At 61.7% G+C, this 20,422-nt stretch carries 16 protein-coding genes; 12 read left to right on the forward strand and 4 right to left on the reverse strand.

Translation table 11 applies throughout. The annotated features are described in order from the left end of the window. Positions 1-67: 67 nt before the first annotated feature. The 9 genes from amaB to A3OO_RS0107530 all read left to right on the forward strand — a co-directional run bounded on the left by amaB (position 68) and on the right by A3OO_RS0107530 (position 13,680). Positions 68-1,606: an L-piperidine-6-carboxylate dehydrogenase gene (gene amaB, locus A3OO_RS0107490; protein WP_018407216.1), complete on the forward strand. Its 1,539-nt coding sequence runs from the start codon at positions 68-70 to the stop codon at positions 1,604-1,606. Between the two features lie 71 nt (positions 1,607-1,677). Next, positions 1,678-3,123 carry a 2-oxoadipate dioxygenase/decarboxylase HglS gene (gene hglS, locus A3OO_RS21320; RefSeq protein ID WP_018407217.1) on the forward strand — a complete coding sequence of 482 codons (1,446 nt, stop codon included), beginning with the start codon at positions 1,678-1,680 and terminating at the stop codon, positions 3,121-3,123. Between the two features lie 51 nt (positions 3,124-3,174). Beyond that, positions 3,175-4,167 (forward strand): NAD-dependent epimerase/dehydratase family protein, encoded by a 993-nt coding sequence (locus tag A3OO_RS0107500; RefSeq protein ID WP_018407218.1) that lies wholly within the window; start codon positions 3,175-3,177, stop codon positions 4,165-4,167. Continuing rightward, on the forward strand, positions 4,145-5,404 hold the full coding sequence (locus tag A3OO_RS0107505) for an aminotransferase class I/II-fold pyridoxal phosphate-dependent enzyme (protein WP_026222775.1): 1,260 nt from the start codon (positions 4,145-4,147) through the stop codon (positions 5,402-5,404). Before A3OO_RS0107500 ends, A3OO_RS0107505 begins: the two co-directional genes overlap by 23 nt. A gap of 63 nt (positions 5,405-5,467) precedes the next feature. Then, positions 5,468-6,745, forward strand: coding sequence for a cystathionine gamma-synthase family protein (locus A3OO_RS0107510; protein ID WP_018407220.1), 1,278 nt, complete (start codon positions 5,468-5,470; stop codon positions 6,743-6,745). A 122-nt stretch (positions 6,746-6,867) separates the two neighbouring features. After that, complete coding sequence (locus tag A3OO_RS0107515) at positions 6,868-7,200, forward strand: STAS domain-containing protein (RefSeq protein ID WP_026222776.1); 333 nt, start codon at positions 6,868-6,870, stop codon at positions 7,198-7,200. 29 nt (positions 7,201-7,229) lie between these two features. After that, positions 7,230-7,655 (forward strand): ATP-binding protein, encoded by a 426-nt coding sequence (locus tag A3OO_RS0107520; protein ID WP_026222777.1) that lies wholly within the window; start codon positions 7,230-7,232, stop codon positions 7,653-7,655. A gap of 13 nt (positions 7,656-7,668) precedes the next feature. After that, the gene (locus tag A3OO_RS0107525) at positions 7,669-11,076 is read left to right on the forward strand and encodes an NAD-glutamate dehydrogenase domain-containing protein (RefSeq protein ID WP_018407223.1); all 3,408 of its coding nucleotides are present in this window, start codon (positions 7,669-7,671) and stop codon (positions 11,074-11,076) included. 3 nt (positions 11,077-11,079) lie between these two features. Beyond that, positions 11,080-13,680: a PAS domain S-box protein gene (locus A3OO_RS0107530; RefSeq protein ID WP_018407224.1), complete on the forward strand. Its 2,601-nt coding sequence runs from the start codon at positions 11,080-11,082 to the stop codon at positions 13,678-13,680. 15 nt (positions 13,681-13,695) lie between these two features. On the opposite strand, the gene A3OO_RS0107535 is transcribed toward A3OO_RS0107530, so the two are convergent. After that, entirely contained in the window at positions 13,696-14,175 is a 480-nt protein-coding gene (locus A3OO_RS0107535) for a ferritin-like domain-containing protein (protein ID WP_018407225.1), read from the reverse strand. A gap of 91 nt (positions 14,176-14,266) precedes the next feature. After that, positions 14,267-15,172: a ferritin family protein gene (locus A3OO_RS0107540; protein ID WP_026222778.1), complete on the reverse strand. Its 906-nt coding sequence runs from the start codon at positions 15,170-15,172 to the stop codon at positions 14,267-14,269. Positions 15,173-15,796: 624 nt separating this feature from the next. Between A3OO_RS0107540 and A3OO_RS0107550 the strand changes: the two genes are divergently transcribed. Next, the gene (locus tag A3OO_RS0107550) at positions 15,797-16,888 is read left to right on the forward strand and encodes an IS5/IS1182 family transposase (RefSeq protein WP_018407228.1); all 1,092 of its coding nucleotides are present in this window, start codon (positions 15,797-15,799) and stop codon (positions 16,886-16,888) included. A gap of 456 nt (positions 16,889-17,344) precedes the next feature. Here A3OO_RS0107550 and A3OO_RS23515 read toward each other — a convergent pair whose 3' ends face one another. Next, complete coding sequence (locus tag A3OO_RS23515; protein ID WP_198008773.1) at positions 17,345-18,226, reverse strand: hypothetical protein; 882 nt, start codon at positions 18,224-18,226, stop codon at positions 17,345-17,347. A gap of 1,149 nt (positions 18,227-19,375) precedes the next feature. Between A3OO_RS23515 and A3OO_RS24550 the strand changes: the two genes are divergently transcribed. Next, a complete protein-coding gene (locus A3OO_RS24550; RefSeq protein WP_018407230.1) occupies positions 19,376-19,504 on the forward strand; it encodes a hypothetical protein in 129 nt (42 codons plus the stop codon). Between the two features lie 110 nt (positions 19,505-19,614). Continuing rightward, entirely contained in the window at positions 19,615-19,923 is a 309-nt protein-coding gene (locus tag A3OO_RS0107565) for a hypothetical protein (protein WP_018407231.1), read from the forward strand. A gap of 1 nt (position 19,924) precedes the next feature. Here the strand turns inward: A3OO_RS0107565 and A3OO_RS0107570 are convergent, their stop codons facing one another. After that, positions 19,925-20,389 (reverse strand): VOC family protein, encoded by a 465-nt coding sequence (locus A3OO_RS0107570; RefSeq protein WP_026222779.1) that lies wholly within the window; start codon positions 20,387-20,389, stop codon positions 19,925-19,927. Between the last annotated feature and the right edge of the window lie 33 nt (positions 20,390-20,422).

Genomic DNA, 20,422 nt, shown 5'->3' on the forward strand with positions numbered 1-20,422 from the left:
TACATTACATGGGCACATGCGGGGCGCGGCGCCAGCCGCGCATCAGCCGCGAACATCGGGAGTTGAAATGGAGGCGCGCGCTTTAGATCGTGGCCTCGCCGGGGAAGCTGCGGCCCTCCTGCGCAAGCTCGGGGTCCAACCACAGACGTTTGAGCGCGGCTCGGTGGCGACCCGCTCGCCGATCAGTGGGGAGATCATCGCGCGCGTCGAGAGCGTGGATTCTCCTGCTGTGCAAGATGCTGTCGCCCGCGCCGCGAATGCGTTTCGCATCTGGCGCAGCGTCCCGGCGCCGCGCCGGGGCGAGTTCGTGCGCCTGCTGGGCGAGGAGCTTCGGGCGGCCAAGACCGAGTTGGCCCATCTTGTCACGATCGAGGCGGGCAAGAACACGACGGAGGGCCTCGGTGAAGTCCAGGAGATGATCGACATCTGCGACTTCGCCGTCGGCCTCTCGCGTCAGCTCCACGGCTTGACCATCGCCACCGAGCGCCGAGGCCACCGGATGATGGAGACTTGGCGCCCGCTCGGCGTCGTCGGCGTGATCACCAGCTTCAACTTTCCTGTCGCCGTCTGGGCCTGGAACGCGGCGCTTGCGCTGGTCTGCGGGAATACGCTGATTTGGAAGCCTTCGGAAAAGACGCCGCTTGTGGCGCTGGCGACCCAAGCGCTGTTCGAGCGCGCGGCCGCGCGTTTCGGCGACGCGCCGGAGGGGCTTTCAACCGTGCTCGTCGGCGGGCGCGACGTCGGCGAAATGCTTGTCGAAGACGCGCGGGTTCAACTCGTATCCGCGACGGGTTCGACGGCGATGGGGCGCGCCATCGCGCCGCGCCTCGCGGGTCGTTTCGCAAAATCGATTCTGGAGCTTGGCGGCAACAACGCCGCTGTCGTTTGCGCTTCCGCGCCCCTCGATCTCACTGTGCGAGCGATCGCCTTCGCGGCCATGGGCACGGCGGGCCAGCGCTGCACGACGCTGCGGCGGCTGATCGTGCATGAAGACGTCTATGACGAACTTCTCGGTCGCTTGCGGCGCGCCTACGCATCAGTTTCGGTCGGCGATCCACGAGACGGCGCCGCGCTTGTCGGCCCGCTCATCGATCAGAACGCCTATGCGGCGATGCGCGCCGCGCTCGACGAAGCGCGCGCAGCAGGGGGCGTCATCCTCGGCGGAGAACGCGTGCTAACGGAGACATTCCCCGACGCGTTCTACGTCCGCCCGGCGCTCGTCGAAATGCGGGGGCAGACGAACGTCGTTCGGCGGGAGACATTCGCGCCCATCCTTTATGTGATGAAGTTCCGCAGCCTCGACGAAGCGATAGCGCTGAATAACGATGTCGCACATGGCCTTGCGTCGTCGATCTTCACCGCGCGTCTGGACGAAGCCGAGCGATTCTTGGCCGCCGACGGATCGGATTGCGGCATCGTCAATGTGAACATCGGACCTTCCGGCGCCGAAATCGGCGGAGCCTTCGGCGGCGAGAAGGACACGGGCGGCGGCCGCGAAGCGGGGTCGGACTGCTGGAAGTTCTATATGCGCCGCGCCACGAACACGATTAACTATTCGGGCGAACTGCCGCTGGCGCAGGGCGTCAAATTCGATCTGGACGTTTAGCGCATGACGCTACGCTCATGATTTCCGCAGCTGATGGATTAAATACGCGATGATAGCGAAGGTCACAAAAAATGAACGACGCTTCCGCTGACTCGATTCGGACGATGTTCGCATCGGCGGTCTCGGACATGTATCAGGCCGAAGCGCCGCAGTATCGCGCGATGAAGGCGCTCGTCGCCGACGTAAACCGGCAAACGCTCGCCGAAAAGCCGCAACTCAAGCGGCGCCTGGCGGAAAACAATGAACTCGAGCGGCTCGACGTTGAGCGCCATGGCGCGATTCGCGTCGGAACCGCCGAGGAACTGTCGATGCTGCGCCGGCTTTTCGCAATCATGGGAATGGCGCCGGTCGGCTATTACGATCTGTCGATCGCCGGAATTCCAGTGCATTCGACGGCATTCCGTCCGATCGGCGAGCGCGCATTGCGGGCCAATCCCTTTCGCATTTTCACTTCTCTTCTCCGACTGGATCTCATCACCGATCCGCAGGCGCGCGCGATCGCCGCCAAGGTTCTTGCGCAGCGCGACATTTTTACGCCCCGCTGCCGAGCCCTGATCGATCTCTTCGAAAGACGCGGGTTCGACGACGTAGAGGCGCGCGAATTTGTCCTGGAAGCGGCGAAGATCTTTCGCTGGAACGGGCAGGCGACGGTTTCATCGGCGGTGTATCGGACTCTGCATGCGACGCATCCGCTGCTCGCCGACATCGTCTGTTTCAAAGGACCGCACATCAATCATCTCACCTTGCATGCGCTCGATATCGACGCCGCGCACAGCGCCATGGCGGCGCGCGGTATGAATCCGAAAGCGATCGTGGAGGGGCCCCCGCGTCGCCGTTGCCCGATCCTGTTGCGCCAGACGAGCTTCAAGGCGCGCCCCGAGCCTGTCGAATTCATTGAAGATGACGGCCGGCGCGTGACGGGCGGCCATGCCGCGCGTTTTGGCGAGATCGAGCAGAGAGGCGCGGCGCTGACCGCGAAGGGCCGCGCGCTTTACGACAGACTTCTCGGCGAAGCTCAGGCCGCGGTTCCGCTCACGACAGACGGCGCCAATGCGCTCGCCTACAACGAGGAGCTGGCGCGGCGCTTCGCGGCGTTTCCCGACGATGATGAGGCGCTGCGGCGCGAAAAGCTCGCCTTCTTCCATTATTCGTTCGATCCAAGCGCGAGGGGACCGGAGCCGACATATGCTGGCTCAGTGGATGATCTTCTGCGGACGGGAGTTCTGCACGCCGAACCGATCGTTTACGAGGATTTCCTGCCGGTCAGCGCCGCAGGAATCTTTCGCTCGAATCTTGGGGAGCAGGGTGAAGAGGAATTGATCGAGCGCGCCGACCGACGCGCCTTCGAGGCCGCGCTCGGCGCGCCGGTTTTGGATGAACTCGCGCTCTATGAGGAAGCGGAGACGCGCTCCTTAGGGGCCAGCCTGCAGGCGCTTGGCGTCGATCACGCCGGTTCTGTGCAATTCGCAAAAACGGGCGCCGCGCATATTGGCGCGGCGGAAAGCAGCCATAACTGAGGAGTAGGGCGCTCGACGCATGGGCGGAGGCGCCGCGGTATTGGAAGGCGCATGCGACGCATCCTGGTTACGGGCGCCCTCGGCCAAATCGGCGCCGAACTGACGCCGGCGCTGCGAAAGCGATATGGCGCGGCGCGCGTCATGGCCTCGGACCTCGAAGAGGCGCGGCCATCTGACGATCATTATGAACGTCTCGACTGTACGCAGGCGGAAGCGGTCGCCGATCTGATCGCTCGATACGACGTCGGCGTCGTCTACCACCTCGCAGCGCTGCTCTCGGCGGTCGCTGAGGATAGGCCGCAAGACGCCTGGAGCGTCAATATGAGCGGCCTCTACAATGTGCTGGAGGCGGCCCGCCGCTTCGGTTGCCAGGTGTTTTTCCCAAGCTCGATTGCGGCGTTCGGCCCGTCGACGCCGCGCCGCGGCACGCCGCAGATCACGATCCAGCGGCCAACGACCATCTACGGCGTCACCAAAGTCGCGGGCGAATTGCTGTGCGATTATTACGCGACCCGCTTTGGCGTCGACGCGCGTGGATTGCGCCTGCCGGGTCTCGTTTCTTCCGCGGCGCCGCCGGGCGGCGGCACGACCGACTACGCCGTCGAAATGTTTCGCGCGGCTGTTCGGCGCAAGCGCTATTCCTGCTTCCTCGCCGCAGAGACCCGTCTCGACATGATGTATATGCCGGATGCGACGCGCGCGATCATGGAGCTCATGGAGGCTGAGCCCGAGCGCCTGCGGTTTCGCAATGCGTATAACGTCACCGGCATGAGCGTCACGCCGCGCGAAATCGCCGCGGAAATTCGCCAACACGCGCCATCTTTCGCGGTGGACTACCGCATCGACCCGCTACGCCAGGCGATCGCCGATTCCTGGCCGCAGTCGCTTGACGCCAGTGCGGCGCGGGAAGATTGGGGCTTTGCGCCGCGCTTCGATCTCGCCGCCATGACGCGAGATATGCTCGCGCGTCTTGGCGCGGCGACAGATCCGTTTGACGATCCAAATTCTGACGAGGTCCCCAATGCCAATGCAGGGTTTGGCTAAGGCGCTCGCCGCGCAGCTCGGCGAACTCTCGCAGGCGGGGCTGCTCAAGGGCGCGGAAAACGTGCTCTGTGGCGTCATTGCCCCGCGTGGCGGCCACGGTCCGCGCTTTCTCATCGAAGGCGAAGGCGACAGGCCGTTCCTGCGCATGAACGCCAACAATTATCTTGGCATGTCGCTGCGCGAAGAGGTGATTGACGCCGAAGATGCGGCGGCGACGAACTATGGCGCAGGGCCCGGCGCGGTGCGCTTCATCAGCGGCACCTGGTCGCCTCATGTCGCCTTGGAGCGTCGGCTCGCCGCCTTTCACTCGCGGCCGTCGGCGATCATCTTTTCGTCGGCCTATGCGGCGATCATGGGCCTCATTCCGCAGCTCGTCAGCAAGAAGACCGCCGTCATCAGCGACGAGCTCAACCACAGCTGCATCATCAATGCGATCTCACTTGCGGCGCCTGCGGAGAAGCGGATCTACAAACATCTCGACATGGGCGAACTCGAGCGCTGTCTCGACGAGACGGCGAAATCATGCACCCGCGCGATCATCGTGACCGACGGCGTGTTCAGCATGCGCGGCGATCACGCGCCGCTCGACCGCATCATGACGCTGGCGCGCAGCCGCGATAATGCCTTCGCGGAGGGTGCGATCGTCGTCGTCGATGATTCACATGGCGTCGGCGCGCTTGGCGCGACCGGGCGCGGTGCGGAGGAATATACGCGGTCAGTTCCGGTCGACATTCTGGTGGCGACGCTCGGCAAGGCCTTCGGCGTCAATGGCGGCTATGTGGTCGGCGATGAAATCCTCATCCGCTACCTGCGCGAACGCTCGCCCTTCTACGTTTACTCGAATCCCATCACGCCGGCGGAAGCCGCCGCCGCGCATAAGGCCATCGACATGCTGGACAGTCCGGACGGCCTGTCGTTGCTCGAGCATCTGCGCGCCATGACCGCACGCTTCAAGGCGGGGCTTGTCAGGCTTGGTTTCGAGACGCTGCCCGGGGAACATCCGGTCGCGCCGCTCGTGACCCGCGACAGCGCCCGCACCGTGGCGCTCGTCGAGCATCTGCGGCGGCGAGGCATATTGGTTACTGGGCTGACCTATCCGGTCGTGCCGAGGGGCGACGAGGAGATCCGCTTTCAGATCAGCGCGGATCACACGGCCGCCGACATCGACGCGGCGTTGGCGGCGCTGGCCGAAATGGCGGAGGCGAATGTTCCGCTGGCGCGGGCGAAGCAGCTTTAGCGCGCTATTTACTTTGGCGGCGCCGCCTGACTTTCGAGCGCGGCGACAGCCGAGGAAGCATCCATGGACAGCGCGCGCTACCACAAGGCGAGCATCGGAAACCGCTTGCTTCAGCCGGAAACGCTCATGCTGGGCTACGGCTACGATCCGACGCTGTCGGAAGGCGCAGTTAAGCCGCCGGTATTTCTAACGTCGACCTTCGTGTTTCGAACGGCCGAAGAGGGGCGCGACTTCTTCGACTATATGGCCGGACGTCGTGCGCCGCCGGAAGGCGAAGAATCCGGACTCGTCTATTCACGGTTTAACCATCCCAATCTCGAGATCGTCGAGGACCGCTTGGCGATCTACGAGCACGCCGAATGCGGTCTCGTCTTTTCCTCCGGCATGTCGGCGATCGTCACCACGATTCTCGCCTTCGCGCGCCCGGGAGAAACGATCCTGCGCAGCCGCCCGCTCTATGGCGGGACGGAAGTTCTCATCGACAAGACGCTGGCACCGTTCGGATTGACTGGCGTCGGCTTCACCAACGGGCTCGACGAAGACAATATCCGCGCCGCGGCCGCGCGCGCGATGGACGTCGGACGCATCGCGATGATCTTCATCGAGACGCCGTCCAATCCCATGAACAGCCTCGTTGATATCGCGCTGGTGCGACGTATCGCCGAAGACGTCGCGGAAAAACAGGGCTCGAGGCCGGTCATTTGCTGCGACAACACGCTGCTCGGCCCCGTTTTCCAATCGCCGCTCCGACACGGCGCCGATTTGTCGCTCTATTCGCTGACGAAATATGTCGGCGGGCACAGCGATCTCATCGGCGGCGCGGTCGTCGGGTCCTGCGCGCATCTGAAGACTATTCGCACGATGCGCAGCGCCATCGGCACGCAGCTTGACGCGCATTCCTGCTGGATGCTTGGCCGCTCGCTCGAGACTTTGTCTTTGCGCATGAACCGGGCGGCGGAGAACGCGGCGATCGTCGCGGACTTTCTCGCGGGTCATCCCAAGGTGACCCGCGTTCACTACCCGCCGCTGCTGCCGGCCGATCATCCCGAAAGGTTGTTGATGGCGCGACAGTCGAGTTCCGCCGGCTCCACCTTTTCTTTTGAGGTCGTGGGCGGACAAGCCGAAGCCTTCGCCTTCCTCAATCGGCTACAGATTTTCAAGCTCGCCGTCAGCCTCGGCGGCACCGAATCGTTGATTTGTCATCCGACGACCACCGTGCACTCGGGACTCACCGAAGAAGCCCGCCGTGAGATCGGCATTACGCCTTCGCTCGTTCGCGCTTCGATCGGCATCGAACATCCGGACGATCTTATCGCCGATTTGGCGCAGGCCTTCGCTTAACGCGCAGTTAACCGTCGCGGTCGGCTTAGCGGAGACTGCGCGCTGGGGCCTGTTAATCGCTCGCCGCAGACATATCTATTTGCAAGAGACTTTCGTGGTCATAATCGAGCTGAGACTAGACAATGAGAGTAGCGAAGGAAGTGCGAGACGACCGAACCGTTCTGAGCATCCAGGAGGATCGCATCGATGCGCACAACTCCGGCGAGCTCAAGGACTTGGTGCTCAAGACGCTCGAAGGCGGCACTAAAAACGTCGTCATCGACTTGGCGAGAGTTCAGTTCATCGACAGCTCAGGGCTCGGGGCGCTGCTCTCTGGCTACAAGAATGCGACTTTGCGCTCCAGCGGGTTCGCTTTGGCGGGTCTACAGCCGCGTGTCAGGTCGATGTTCGAACTGACGCGACTGCACCGCGTTTTCGACATCTATCCAAGCTTGCAGTTGGCGCTGAGCGCGTAAGTCCGCGAATGGGGTGGGCGGTGATCGAGATGTGCGAGACATTCGTCAATCTGGACATCGTCGTTCCCAATCAAACGCGATATCTGCGTCTCGTTGGCGCGATCGCCGAGCAGCTGGCGAAAGAGCTGGACGTTCAGGAGGACACACGCGACACCCTGGCTTTTCACCTCAATCTTGCGCTGACCGAGGCGGTCGCCAACGCCATTCAATATAGCTCCGCAGCAAATTCGACCGACTCCGTCCGGATCTGTTTTTCGGTAGAGGACGCTTATCTTTCCGTCCGCGTTTACGATCATGGAGGGGGCTTCGACCTTGCTGCCCTGCCGATGCCCGAGTTCGATGAACTTCGCGAACGCGGCCGCGGCATATTCTTCATTCGCTCTGTGATGGACTCTGTTCAATATCACAAGACGGATTCAGGCAATGTTCTCGAAATGCGCAAGAAGATCGCCTAGCTGATGGTTTCACGTGCTTCGCTCTCCGGACACATTGACGTTTGAGACGCCCCGCGTCGCGGACTGGGATTCCGTGGTGCGGGATTTCCTCCGCCGCGCCGGTCGCCGTTCTGGGCTGAATCTTTCCGGCGAGGCGCTTGACGCGCTGCCCAAAGCCTATCGCTATCTCGTCCCCGCGCGGCGCGCCGCGCGCGATCTCGCGCTGATTGCGGCCAACCAAAACGAGAGCGAGATCGTCGAGTTGCGTCCGCTGCGCGGCCCGGGAGTAGGCGACGCCCGATATGAGGTTCGGCTGATCGGCGCCAAAGACCATGCGCTCGATGAACTTCTACCGATGCTGCAGAACCTCGGACTGCGCGTCGCAGATCAAATTCAGTTCGCGCTCAATCTCAGCATCGGGCCGCGGTTCATTCGAAGTTTCATCGTCGAGCCCTCCATGGGCAGCGGCGCGAGCGTCGCACGATCGCACGGTCGATTGTTGGCGGCGCTCAAAGCCGTGCTTTCAGCCGAGGTTGAGAGCGACGCCTTGAACGGCCTGGTCCTGGTCACGGAACTTGACTGGCGGCAGATCGATCTGTTTCGCGCCTATAGCAACTACTATCAACAGCTCGGTCTGCGGATCGAGCGCACGCGCATCTATCGCGCGCTTTTGCACAGTCCGGCGGTCGCCCAACTCCTCTATCGTTACTTCCAAGCGCGGTTCGAGCCGGATGGCGGCGGACGCGACTCCTTTGAGATCGAGTTGGAGTTGCTCACGCCGATCAGGGCTCAGCTTGTCGACGTATTGGACAAGGTCGCTGACGGTGGCGACGATCGCATTCTTCGCGACCTCTTCAATCTCATCGACGCGACGGTGCGCACCAACTTCTATTTTTGCGGCGATTGGGCGCGAAAGTTCATTTCGCTAAAGATCAGCAGTCTGGGCGTGTTCAATATGCCGTCTCCAAAGCCGATGGCGGAGATCTACGTTCACTCCCCTTCAATGGAAGGCGTGCATTTGCGGGGCGCCAAAGTCGCGCGCGGCGGCATCCGCTGGTCGGACCGGCCCGAGGACTTTCGCGGCGAAGTCCTGGCGCTGATGCAGACTCAGATGATCAAGAACGCCCTCATCGTGCCGCAGGGCGCTAAGGGCGGATTTGTTCTGAAGCTTCCCTTTGACGACGCATCGCAGCGGCAGCGTCTCGGGAGGGAGGCATACTCGCAGTTCCTGCGCGGCCTTCTCGATCTCACGGACAATCTGAAGGATTCACAGATCGTCAGGCCGCCGGCGCTTGTCGCTTATGACGGCCCCGATCCTTATCTCGTCGTCGCGGCCGACAAGGGCACCGCCTCCTGGGCCGATGTCGCCAATGAAATTTCGCACTCCTATGGCTTCTGGCTCGGCGACGCCTTCGCGAGCGGCGGCGCGCATGGCTATCACCACAAGCGTTTGGGCATTACTGCGCGTGGCGCCTGGGTCTGTGTAAGACGGCACTTCCATGAACTCGGTCACAACGTCGATGCGGAGCCGATTACAGTTGTCGGAGTCGGCTCCATGGATGGCGACGTCTTCGGCAATGGCATGCTGCACACGCCGAACATTCGGCTGCTTGGCGCGTTCGACGGCCAGTACATCTTCATCGACCCAGACCCCGATCCGCTCATTTCCTTCGCCGAGCGACGCCGTCTGTTCCAACTGCCACGGTCGACGTGGCGCGACTACAACCCGGCGCTGCTTTCACAAGGCGGAGGCGTCTATCGGCGCGACGCCAAGGATATCCCGCTGAGCCCGGAAGTGCGCGCGTGGCTCGGCGTTAGGCATAGCGCGATCGATGGCGAATCGCTGGTCCGCTGGCTCTTGATCGCGCCCGTGGATCTGTTGTGGATGGGCGGCGTCGGCACTTATGTCAAGGCGAGCTCGGAGACGAATGAGAGCGTTGGCGATCGCGTCAACGACGGCGCGCGCGTCGATGCGCTACAGCTTCGCGCCAAGGTCGTTGGCGAGGGCGCCAACCTCGCCTTTACGCAGCGGGCGCGCATTGAATACGCCCTGAGAGGCGGACGGATTAATACCGACGCGGTCGACAATTCGGCGGGCGTTGATCTCTCCGATCACGAAGTCAATTTGAAGACTCTGCTGCAAACGCGGCCGGACCAACACACGCCAGACGTCGAAGATCCCGATCGCTTGCTCCAATCCCTCACCGAAGAGGTTTGCGCGTCCGTATTGCAGGACAACGACCGACAGAGTCTTTGCCTGTCACTGGACCGCGCGCGGTGCCGGATCAATCTCGATCAATTCATGGACCTCGCGGAGCAACTTGAAAACGCCGGCTATATCAATCCTGCGGCCGAAGCCTTCCCGACACGAAAGGATGTCTCGGCGCGCGAGACGAAAGAGCTGACGCGACCGGAGCTCGCCTTGCTGATGGCCAGTTCGAAGCTGGCGCTGAAGCAGAGGCTGCTGGAAGATGAGGCGTTTCTGCAGGGTTCGTGGTCGTATGAATTTCTGGCGAGCTATTTTCCAGAATATTTGCGGTCTCATTTTTCGGAGCGGATCAGGAGTCATTCACTCGCGCGGGAAATCGCCGTCACGGTGATCTGCAACAAGGTCGTCGATCAGGCGGGAGTTTGCTTCCTGCTGCTGGGCGAGGGGCTGGTCCCAACTCTGCTCAGCTATGCCGTCAAGCTCTATCTTTCCTTCGATCGAATCTTCGAGGGCGATCGATGGCGCGCCAGTTTTCGCGAAAGCCGCGAATTGGACGCCGCATGCCAGTATGCGCTGCTTCTCCAACTCGAAGACGCACTGGCTTACATGTGCCATTGGTCGATGCGACGTGGACATCGGCTGAGCCCCGACGACGAAGACATCGAGCGCTGGCGTTCCGATCTGCGCGCCTATCGTGAACGCGTGGGTGTGAGCGAAGCGCAGGGCGACCAGTCTGTGGCGGCGCCCTATTTCGATCGCCTGCGGAATTTCCCTTTCCTTGTCGCGCTCACCCGCGAATCGGGAGAGGACATGCGGGTCGCCGGCGCGTATTTTGATAAGGCCGCCAATCTGTTTGGATTGCAAAAGCTTACCGCCCTTCTTGCGGACGTGAAGCCAAGAGACCTCTGGGAGCAGCAGTTGCAGGCCGCGCTCGACGCGCGAATGCGGGACGCGTCCGCGCGCATCGCGTCCATGCAATTGCTGAGCGGAATCGCCGACGCGCGGGCTTTGTTTCGAAATGTCGGCCTGGAGTTTCGTCTCGCCGGGCTTGAGCGGCTGGCGTTCAAACTCGAGGCGTCTCTCTTAACGACGCTGACGCCCTTCGCAGCGTTCGTCGCCGAGCTGAACGCCCTGGTCGACGCGTGCGACGCCGCTTATCGCAGCCGCTCGGCTGAGGGCGCGGAGAGGGCGCGAAAGCGAAGGCGCGCGTCCTCGGAAGCAGGAGCTTCGTAGCGCATGGAAACGGTCGCGGCCGATCGCGCCATTCTCGACGCTTTTGATGAAGCTCTTTGCATCGTCGAATCGTCGGGCGCCCTGCGATCGATGAACCGAGCCGCCGAACGTCTCACGGGCTATCGCGAAGGGGAGCTTCGCGGCCAGCCTTTCTTTCCGCAGGTTCTCGCGCCAGACGCCGATGATTTCGAGCCTTCGTCGCCCTCGCTGCGCGGGCGCCAGCGGCTGTCTCTGCGCATTCGGCGCAAGGATGGACCAACGCTTGACGTTCGCTGCGAGATCGACCCACTTTCCGGCAACGGCGATGGCGGATCGTTGCTCAAACTTCGTTCGCTCGACGGGCCGAATGAGCCCGATGCGCTCGACGAGACGACGAAAAAGCTCGAAACCATCTTCGGCGGCATGGTCGATGGTCTGGTTGTGATCAATGAGGCCGGCGACATATTGCTCTTCAGCAGAGGCGCGGAGAAGCTGTTCGGCTACCGCGCCGAGGAAGCGCTTGGACGGAACGTCAAGCTGTTGATGCCTTCGCCCTATCGCGAGGCGCATGACAGTTATCTTGCCGCCTACAGGCGAACCGGCGTCAAGAAGATCATTGGCGTTGGCCAAGAGGTCGTCGGGCGACGCAAGGACGGCACCACCTTCCCGATGTATCTGTCGATTGGCGAAATCTGGCTCGAAGGAACGCGCTACTTCGTCGGCGTCACGCATGATCTGACACGGCTCAAGCGCGCCGAGGATAGGCTGCTGACGCTTTCCGCCGCCGTCGAGCAAAGTCCGATCGCGGTGATGATCACCAATAAGCACGGTGAAATCGAATATGTGAACAGCCGCTTCGCCAGCCTGACCGGCTACCCGCCGCATGAGCTCATCGGCCGGAACCCGCGGATGCTTCAATCGAAGCGGACCGAGGGCGATCAATATCGGCGGCTTTGGGAGAGCATTCGCGCCGGCGTTGAATGGCGCGGACAGATCCAGGACAAAAGAAAGGACGGCGAGCTCTATTGGGCTTCCGAAATCGTCACGCCCCTGCGCGACGCGAATGGCGAGATCACCCATTATCTCGCCATGCAGCAGGATATCACCGAACAGAAGCGCGACAAGGAGGCGCTGTTCGAGAGCGAACAGCGCTTTCGGCAGATCGCCGACATGGCCGGCGATTGGCTGTGGGAGCAGGATCAGGACGGCCGCTACACTTATAGCAGCAGCGCCGTCGAGGACGTGCTCGGCATGACGCCCGAAGAGGTTCTCGGCAAGACCTATGTCGATCTCTTCGCGAAGGAGAGCGCAGAAGACGCCGCTCTCAAGTCTTCCCCGAGCCCGATCGCGCTGCGCCGGGCCTTCCATCGCGTCGTCAACCACTACCGGCACAAGAACGACGGCGACGTCTTCACCGAGTCGACCGGCGCGCCGATCTTCGACGAAGGCGGCCGACTGGTAAAATGGCGGGGCGTTGATCACGACATCACCGCGCGCAAGAAATTCGAAGACGCGCTGCGCGTGCGCAATCGCGCCATCGAATCCGTCCCGATCGGCATTGCGGTCTGGGACGCGCAGGCGCCCCGCGTTCCGAACATCTACGTCAATCCGGCGCTGAGCCGGATCACCGGCTTCACCCGCGAAGAGCTGCTCGGGCACAGCCTGCATCTGTTGCGCGGGCCGGAGACGGACCCTGCGGCGCTCGAGGAAATCCGCAACGCCATCGTGCATCGCACGAGCTGCCAGGTGGTGGTGAAATTCTACCGCAAGGACGGCGTCTCCTTCTGGGACGAACTCTCCATCTCGCCGGTCGCCAATGAGGCGGGGCGCATCACCCATTTCGTCAGCGTTCACGCCGATATTTCCGACCGGCGGCGCGTCGAAGAGAATCGCCACGAACTCGAAATCGCCAAGCAGATCCAGCTGTCGCTGCTGCCGAATGCGCCGCTGCGCACCCCGCATATGGAGATCGCCGGAATCTGCGTGCCGGCGACCCATGTCGGCGGCGATTATTTCGACTATTTCGAAAATTCCGGCGTGATCGACATCGTCATCGCCGATGTTTCCGGCCATAGCGTCGGCGCCGCGCTGATCATGACCGAAGTGCGCAGCACGCTGCGCGCCGAAACGCGAAAGGCGACGAACGCGTTAACCGGGCCGGCGGAGCTGTTGCACGACCTCAATGAGCTCCTGCACGAGGACCTGACCGCCGCGGACCTCTTCATCACCATGTTCTATTGCCGCTTCCTGCCGCGCACGCGCACCTTGCAATACGCCAACGCCGGCCAAAATCCGCCGTTGCTGCTGCGCGCGAAGGGCGCCGTGTGCGTGCAGCTCGACGCCGACGGCCTGGTGCTCGGCGTCATGCGCGCGGTCGAATTCAAGGAGGGGAGCATCGAACTCGCCGCGGGCGACAAGCTGCTGTTCTACACCGATGGAATCACCGAGGCGCAAAACCGCCAGGGCGACTTCTTTGGGCTCGAGCGCCTGTCCGCCGCGTTCATGCAGCATCGCAGCCTCTCGCCGCGAGACCTCATCAAGGCGGTGCTCGCCGACGTGCGCACCTTCCGCGGCGAGGCCCCGGCGTCGGACGACGTCGCCATGGTGGTGGCGCAAGTGTGCTGACGTCGAAAGATGATCTCAAGGATCGACGGTCAGAACTTTCCCCGCCTTGTTCGCGGCGATCCACTTATTCAGTTCAGTGACGTGACTAAGCTCTTCCGCGACAAATTCCTTGGCGAGGATCTTGATCTCGGGGTCGGACGTCGTGTCGAGAACATGCTGGTAATATTTGAGGCCCGCGGTCTCGGCGTCGAGCGCAATCTCAAGAGCCTGTTCGCGTCCGATAAACGGATCGGCGGCCCAGATCGCCGCCGTCTCGGGGCTCTCCAATCCGGGCCACACGAACTCGTCCGGTTTCATTTTTGGCAGTTCGCGAAAGCCGCCGCGGGCCTGCGCCTCGGCCAGATGCAGTCTGGAATAATCCGCCAATCGACGAAACAGTTTGCCGACTTCGCGATTGCCGCCTGACTCCATGGCGTCGGCCAATTGCCCGTAGCGGGTCGCCGCTTCGAATTCGAGATGGATTGCATAAGCGAGAAATTCCTCGACCGATTCCATGTCTCCCCCTCGCTCGCCGAGCTCAGATTTGTCAGCGAGCGGCGGCCAAAAAAGGCCGCCCCCGCCTCAAGCCGATTGTCAGGCTCCTCGCTCAAGCATTGGCGCTTGGCGGGTTCTTTATGGTCCATTCTTCGCGCGTGATCCAGGCTTCGAGAATTTTGACGTGCTCGGCCTCTTCCTTGACGAATTCCTTCGCCATCGCTTCGATCTCCGGCGATTTGGTTTTGGCGGCCACGGCCCGATAGAACTCATAGCCTCGGCGTTCGCCCTGCAGGGCGGCCTTCAGGCCGTCGAGCCGCGACAGCGTTGGATCGGCGGCCCAGATTTCCGTGCGTTCCGGGGTCGCATGGTTTGGCCAGACGTAATCGGGCGGAATGACCGCCGCGAGGTCGATCGATCCCGCGCGCTTCTTGGCCTCGGCGAGATGCAGGCGTGAAAAGCCGGCGAGCTGTCGAAACAGTTTGGCGACTTCCGCGTTGCCGCAGCTTTCCATCATGCCGGCGAGTTCATCGAAATGTATCGCCGCGTCTTCTTCGACCTTGACGGCGTATCCCATGAACTCATCCACCGTGGAAATCTCGATGCCGCCCGTGAAGCGCTTCGCGGCATGGGTGATATGGGCGCCTTGCGCCGGCAGCGTTTGATCGCCTTCGAACTTGACGAGGATGTCCTCGTTACGGACGAAACATTGGCACGCCAGGCGATAGCGCGGCGGCATGTCGTTGACTTCCGCGGCTTCGATCTCGGCTTTGCTGATCTTGCCGAGCTGGCGCAGCATCTCCTTTTCCTTCTCGGTCAGCGCGATGCCGTATTTCTGGTTGCGGCTGAGATGCGTGACCTCGACGAGGCAGGAGCCGCATTCGCCGTCCTGACAGTCGAAGGGAATGGGAATTTTGTGCGCCTTGGCCACCGCCAGGATCGTGCCCCGGTCTCCGGCGATCGCATAGACAGTAACGTCGCGTGCAAGGACGGGGGATGAGAATGTCACATTAGCCACTGTTTTTGCTCCTTTTGTCTGAACTCAGACATGTTTTGGCGTTTAAGGGGCAATCCGGGTCTAAATGTAAGCTCACCGGAGTTATTCTAAGCGGCAGCCCGGCCCGTTATCTTGCCAGAGACTTTGCAAAGCAGAAATCTCGCCACGCAATACGACGCGCTGGAGGACGCATTGTCGCACGCGTGCGGTATTACTGATGGGATGGCGACGAGGCTGACGTGAATCCGATCGTCGCCGCATGGCGACTCGCCAAGGCGGCGCTGAAAGTGCGCGGACAAGGCGCGTCAAGAATCGGGCGAGCATCGGGCGCGCGAAGATTTCCCGCCGCCGTAAGGCGCAGGGGGCGAGCGGTCCGGGACGCCCCGGCCATCGCTGGCCGCAGCGCAAAAAATTGCTTCGACGGCCGGTTTCTCCCGGACACGGATCGCGTCGTCTCGCCGCCTCCGGGCTGAGGGAGCCGCTCCCCATCGTTCGGGTAACCGACGCCTGCGCCAACCTCGGATATTGTGGTCCGGGCTTTCAAAGCCTGCACATGAGGTTCAGTAAGCTGGACGCCTCCAAAAACCTCTGGCCAAATCGGCGTTGAGTTGATTCACTTGGTCATGTCGCAAGGGGATCGCGGCCATGGCGAAGGGAACGCCCGGATTTTTCGACGTCGACGAACGGCTGGCGGAGCTGTCGGCCAAAGGCGACGATCTTGAGCGCGTGAAGGCGCTGGTCGATTTTGAGATGTTCCGGGCGGCGCTGGAGGCGGCAGTGCCGCGCGCCGATCGCTCCAAGGGTGGGCGTCCGCCGTTCGATCATGTGTTCATGTTCAAGGTGCTGATCCTGCAAGCCATGCATTCGTTGTCGGACGAGCGCTGCGAATATCTGATCAAGGACCGTCTGTCGTTCATGCGCTTTCTCGGATTGGGTTTAGCCGACGCCGTTCCCGACGCCAATACGATCTGGACATTCCGCGAGGCGCTGAAGAAGGCGAATGCGGCCGACGTCTTGTTCGAGCAGTTTGACGCAGCGCTGCGCGAGGCCGGCTTTCTCGCGATGTCGGGCCAGATCGTCGACGCCACGATTGTCGCCGCGCCCAAGCAGCGCAATACGAACGGCGAGAAGCAGGCGATCAAGGACGGCCGCATTCCAGAGGGCTGGAAGGACAAGCCGGCGAAGCTCGCGCAGAAAGATCGCGATGCGCGCTGGACGGTCAAATACACGAAAGCCAAAGTGCGGGAGGACGGCTCGGTTCCGCCGGTCGATCTCGCCATCCCCGCCTTCGGATACAAGAACCATGTGTCGATCGACCGGGCGCATGGGCTGATCCGCAAATGGACGGCGACACACGCCGCCGCGCATGACGGCGCAAGGCTCGAGGATGTTCTCGACCGCGCCAACACAGCGAGCGAGGTCTATGCAGATACGGCGTATCGCTCGGCGAAGAATGAAGCGATGCTGTTGCGGCGCGGCTTCGTCTCGCGCATTCATCGCAAGAAGCCCAAGGGCAAGGCGATGCCGGAGCGCACGCGCTTCGCCAATGCGCAGAAGTCGAAAGTGCGTAGCGCCGTCGAGCATGTGTTCGCGCATCAGAAGGGGCTGATGGGCCTGTTCGTTCGAACCATCGGCCTGGCGCGGGCGCGGCTCAAGATCGGGCTCGCCAATCTCGCCTACAACATGCGCCGCTTCGTATGGCTGCACGAGCGAGGGGCGCCCGCGTCAGGAATATGAGCGACGGGAATGGCCGCCGCTCAACGACGCACGGGACGCAGCAAGGCCAAATGTCACCCTGCGCGAAGACGTCGATCCGCGTCATGCCGCGCTATCGACCCAAGAAAACAGGGTTATTGGAGGCGTCCAGCTTGCGCTTATCGAAGGGCTCATGCGTCTCCGCGCAAAGGAGAGAAGCCCAGACCGGCGACGCGCCGCCGGATCAGGGAACGAGGGTCGTTCGTCCCGCCGGATCCGTCCTTCGCCGGCGCCGCTCGACCCTGAGCCGCGCCCTCGCTTGACGAAGGCGAGCAGAGGATAGGAATTTATTCCAGGAATGTCAAGAGGTGCGCGGGCAACGGACAATGAAGTAAAAATTACCGCCCCGCCGCCCGCGCCGACGTGCGCTTTCACTTGGAACAAAGGAACAGCGGCGCATCGCAGTCGAGAAATTGGCTGTCAATTTGCTTCGCAGCGTCATTGTTCGATCTCTTTCAACAGCAGGTCCGGTAGAGCAATCTCCTGTAAAAATGTAGCAACGTCCGGCGTCTCGTACCAATAAAGCTTCGAAATAAACTCATTATTCTTCGTGATTACGTCCCGGATAGCCTCGCTGTCAGCGGCATTCGCCCCCTTTAATAACGCCTTCGCTTTTTTCCGTTCATTTAGGGCTTCTTCAAATAACTCCCGGGCGTTCCTTCCCCAGGTCAAATCCTTTAGTATGCCTCCCGTTCCCTCGCTCACCATTGCGAGACCTGCCTCGATAGCCGCAGCGCGCACCATAGCTGCTCTTGCTTGCGAGGACAGCATGGCGTCCCAAAAAATAGTTGTATTCCCAGCGAGGAGCGCGCGAGCGGCTGGGAGCATGTCGGCGTCTTGCGATGATATTGGATTTCCTTCCTTTAGATTTTGTAGGAGATATGCAAATCGGCGTGCAGTTTCCGGTTCCTTTAAATATTGTAAGGCCTTGTCCGCTAGCGTATTGCGTTCAGATACATACACCTGAGCAGCATCCGCGCCGGCAATTAAACTTTTGGCAGGAATTACAAGAAACAGTTGGGCGTTTGGCAGGATTTTTCCGCCGATTGTTCCCCTCAACTCCCAACTTAAAACAAGGAGGTCAAGCGCCAAGATCAGTCGTTCTTGGTCTTTTTTGCCAAGCAGCGTTGTCCACTCTAAGGAAAGATCTTTCTCGGGAATAGGTGGTGGAACCCATTCCATTAAACGATTTGTGGTAGCCACCAGCTCGGCGATTTGAGGCGTTGTTTCGGATGTGAGCGGCAGACACTCGCGATCCTGACCGCAGAATTCGCTCGCCCTGCAATAGCTATCGCCACATTCGACTGCGCCTCGGGGCATGCAGCCGCCGCCTCGCTTGCATACGTAGCCCGGGCTGCAATTTCGACCACCGCCGCAGTCGACATTGCCCCGAGGCATGCAGCCGCCGCCCCGCATGCATACCCAGCCCGGATGGCAATAGTCATCGCCACATTCGACAGCGCCTCGGGGCATGCAGCCGCCACCTCGCTTGCATACTTGGCCCGGAGGGCAATATTGCGTTCCGCCACAATAAGTAGCGCCGCGAGGCATGCAGCCTACACCGCGCGCGCATACGTAGCCCGGACGGCAAGAGATTGCACCGCACTCGACATGACCCCGAGGCATGCAGCCGCCGCCTCGCTTGCATACTTGGGCCGGAGGGCAATATCCACCATCGCCACAATTAGTAGCACCGCGAGGCATGCAACGCCCGCCCCTCACGCATTCTTCGCCATGCAGGCAAAAATAGCCCCCACAGTCCACTGACCCGCGAGGCCCGCAACGCCCGCCCCTCATGCATACTTTGCCTGGACCGCAATAATAAGCACCGCAGTCCACTGACCCGCGAGGCATGCAACGCCAGCTCCTCATGCATACTTTGCCTGGACCGCAATAATGGGGGGTTCCGCCATAAGAGAAGCCGCATACGACTGATCCAGGAGGAAGAGTTTTGGGCGATCGTCGATAGGTAGGAGTTGAATAGCCGTTGTCGTTGCCGCCGCCGGATTGACCGTCACACTTTGCGTGTCCAGGCGCGTCGACACATTCATACGTGGGATTAGGAAAGTCTTGTGCCATTAGACTTAAGGTGGTGATCCAGTACGCGATCAGCGCGAGAACAAGTCTGGAAATGTAAGACCACCGCAATCTAGCACTCCCCAGGGATTAAATCCGTTCGATCAAAGCCCTCGCCGGTGTCCTACCCCGTCCTATGTTAGCTAGCTCTTCGAGCTCTTTCCTGTAACGCCGCCTAACCATTTCGCTTTCCTCCCGTCCAGGAAGCGACGGGCAGTTTGCTTATGGTGTGTGGTCGCGTCAATGTCCGTCCCGTGCTGCCGAAGGGTAGCCCCCATGCTTCGAGACGGCGCCTTCGGCGCCTCCTCAGCATGAGGGCGACCAGGATGGCGCTCTCTAGTGTCATTCCCGACAGGCCGAAGGCCTGATCGGGAATCCAGAGCAAATTCGTGAATGTTCGGCTTTTCTGGATTCCCGATCGCGCACGATGCGCGCGTCGAGAATGACACCATGGCCTATCACCAAAAGCGCGCGTCGGGAATGACCTCGCTGCATGTGCCCAAGCGCGCGCGTCGGGAATGACAGGTGGGCTCGCGCGTTCCAAAGGACAGCGTAGCTCTTGCTGTCCTCTTGACGCGCCGCTTGCGCAACCAATTTCACACACATGTGCCCGCGCTGGCGAGGGTAAGACAATGGCGATTTATCGTGTTCGTGAAGTCAAATTCATTGAGACCGAGGGCGGCCATGTGAAGCTGAAGCCGCTGCGTGAATATGAGCGGGAATCCTCCGATCCGGCGAGCGTCATCGCCGAAGTGAGCCGATTCTTCGAGATGGAGCTCTCCAGTCCCAAAGCGCTCGATGTCGTCGATTTCGACGAGGTGATCGTTCTCGACGAAAAGGGCGCGGTCATCGCGCGCTTCGGCGTCGCCGACTTCTGGGAGCAGGAGTGGAACGCCGTCGCCGCCAAAAGCGACGCCGCGCCGATCGCGCGCTCGGCTTAAATCACGGGCCGCGAAACGCCGCTTCGACCGCGGCGAGGTCGATCTTGCGCATGCCAAGCATCGCCTGAAAGGCGCGGCCCGCCGCGGCGCGGTCGTCATCCGTGAACATGCGCGGCAAGGCTTCCGGCACAATCTGCCAGTGGATGCCGTAGCGGTCTTTGAGCCAGCTGCATTCGATCTCGGCGCCGCCGCCGGCGAGCAGCTTGTCCCAAAGCGCGTCGGTCTCGCGCTGATCCTTGGTCATCACCGAGATCGAAAAGGCTTCATTGTGGCTCGGCTCGCGGCCCATGTTCAGCGCCTGATAGGGCGCGCCGGCGAGGGTGAAGGAGACGAGCAGCGCCGGCCCGTCCGGCTGGAGGCGGAACACGCCTTCGAACGCCGAGTCCGGAATGATCGAGACATAGAAGCGGGCCGCTTCCTCCGCCTGATCCTTGAAGGCGATACAGGTTCTGACTTTCGACTGCATGGCTGCTCCTTGCTTCGTGTCTGCCATTTCCAA

This window comes from Methylocystis rosea SV97 (assembly GCF_000372845.1).
GTDB classification, from domain to species: Bacteria; Pseudomonadota; Alphaproteobacteria; order Rhizobiales; family Beijerinckiaceae; genus Methylocystis; species Methylocystis rosea.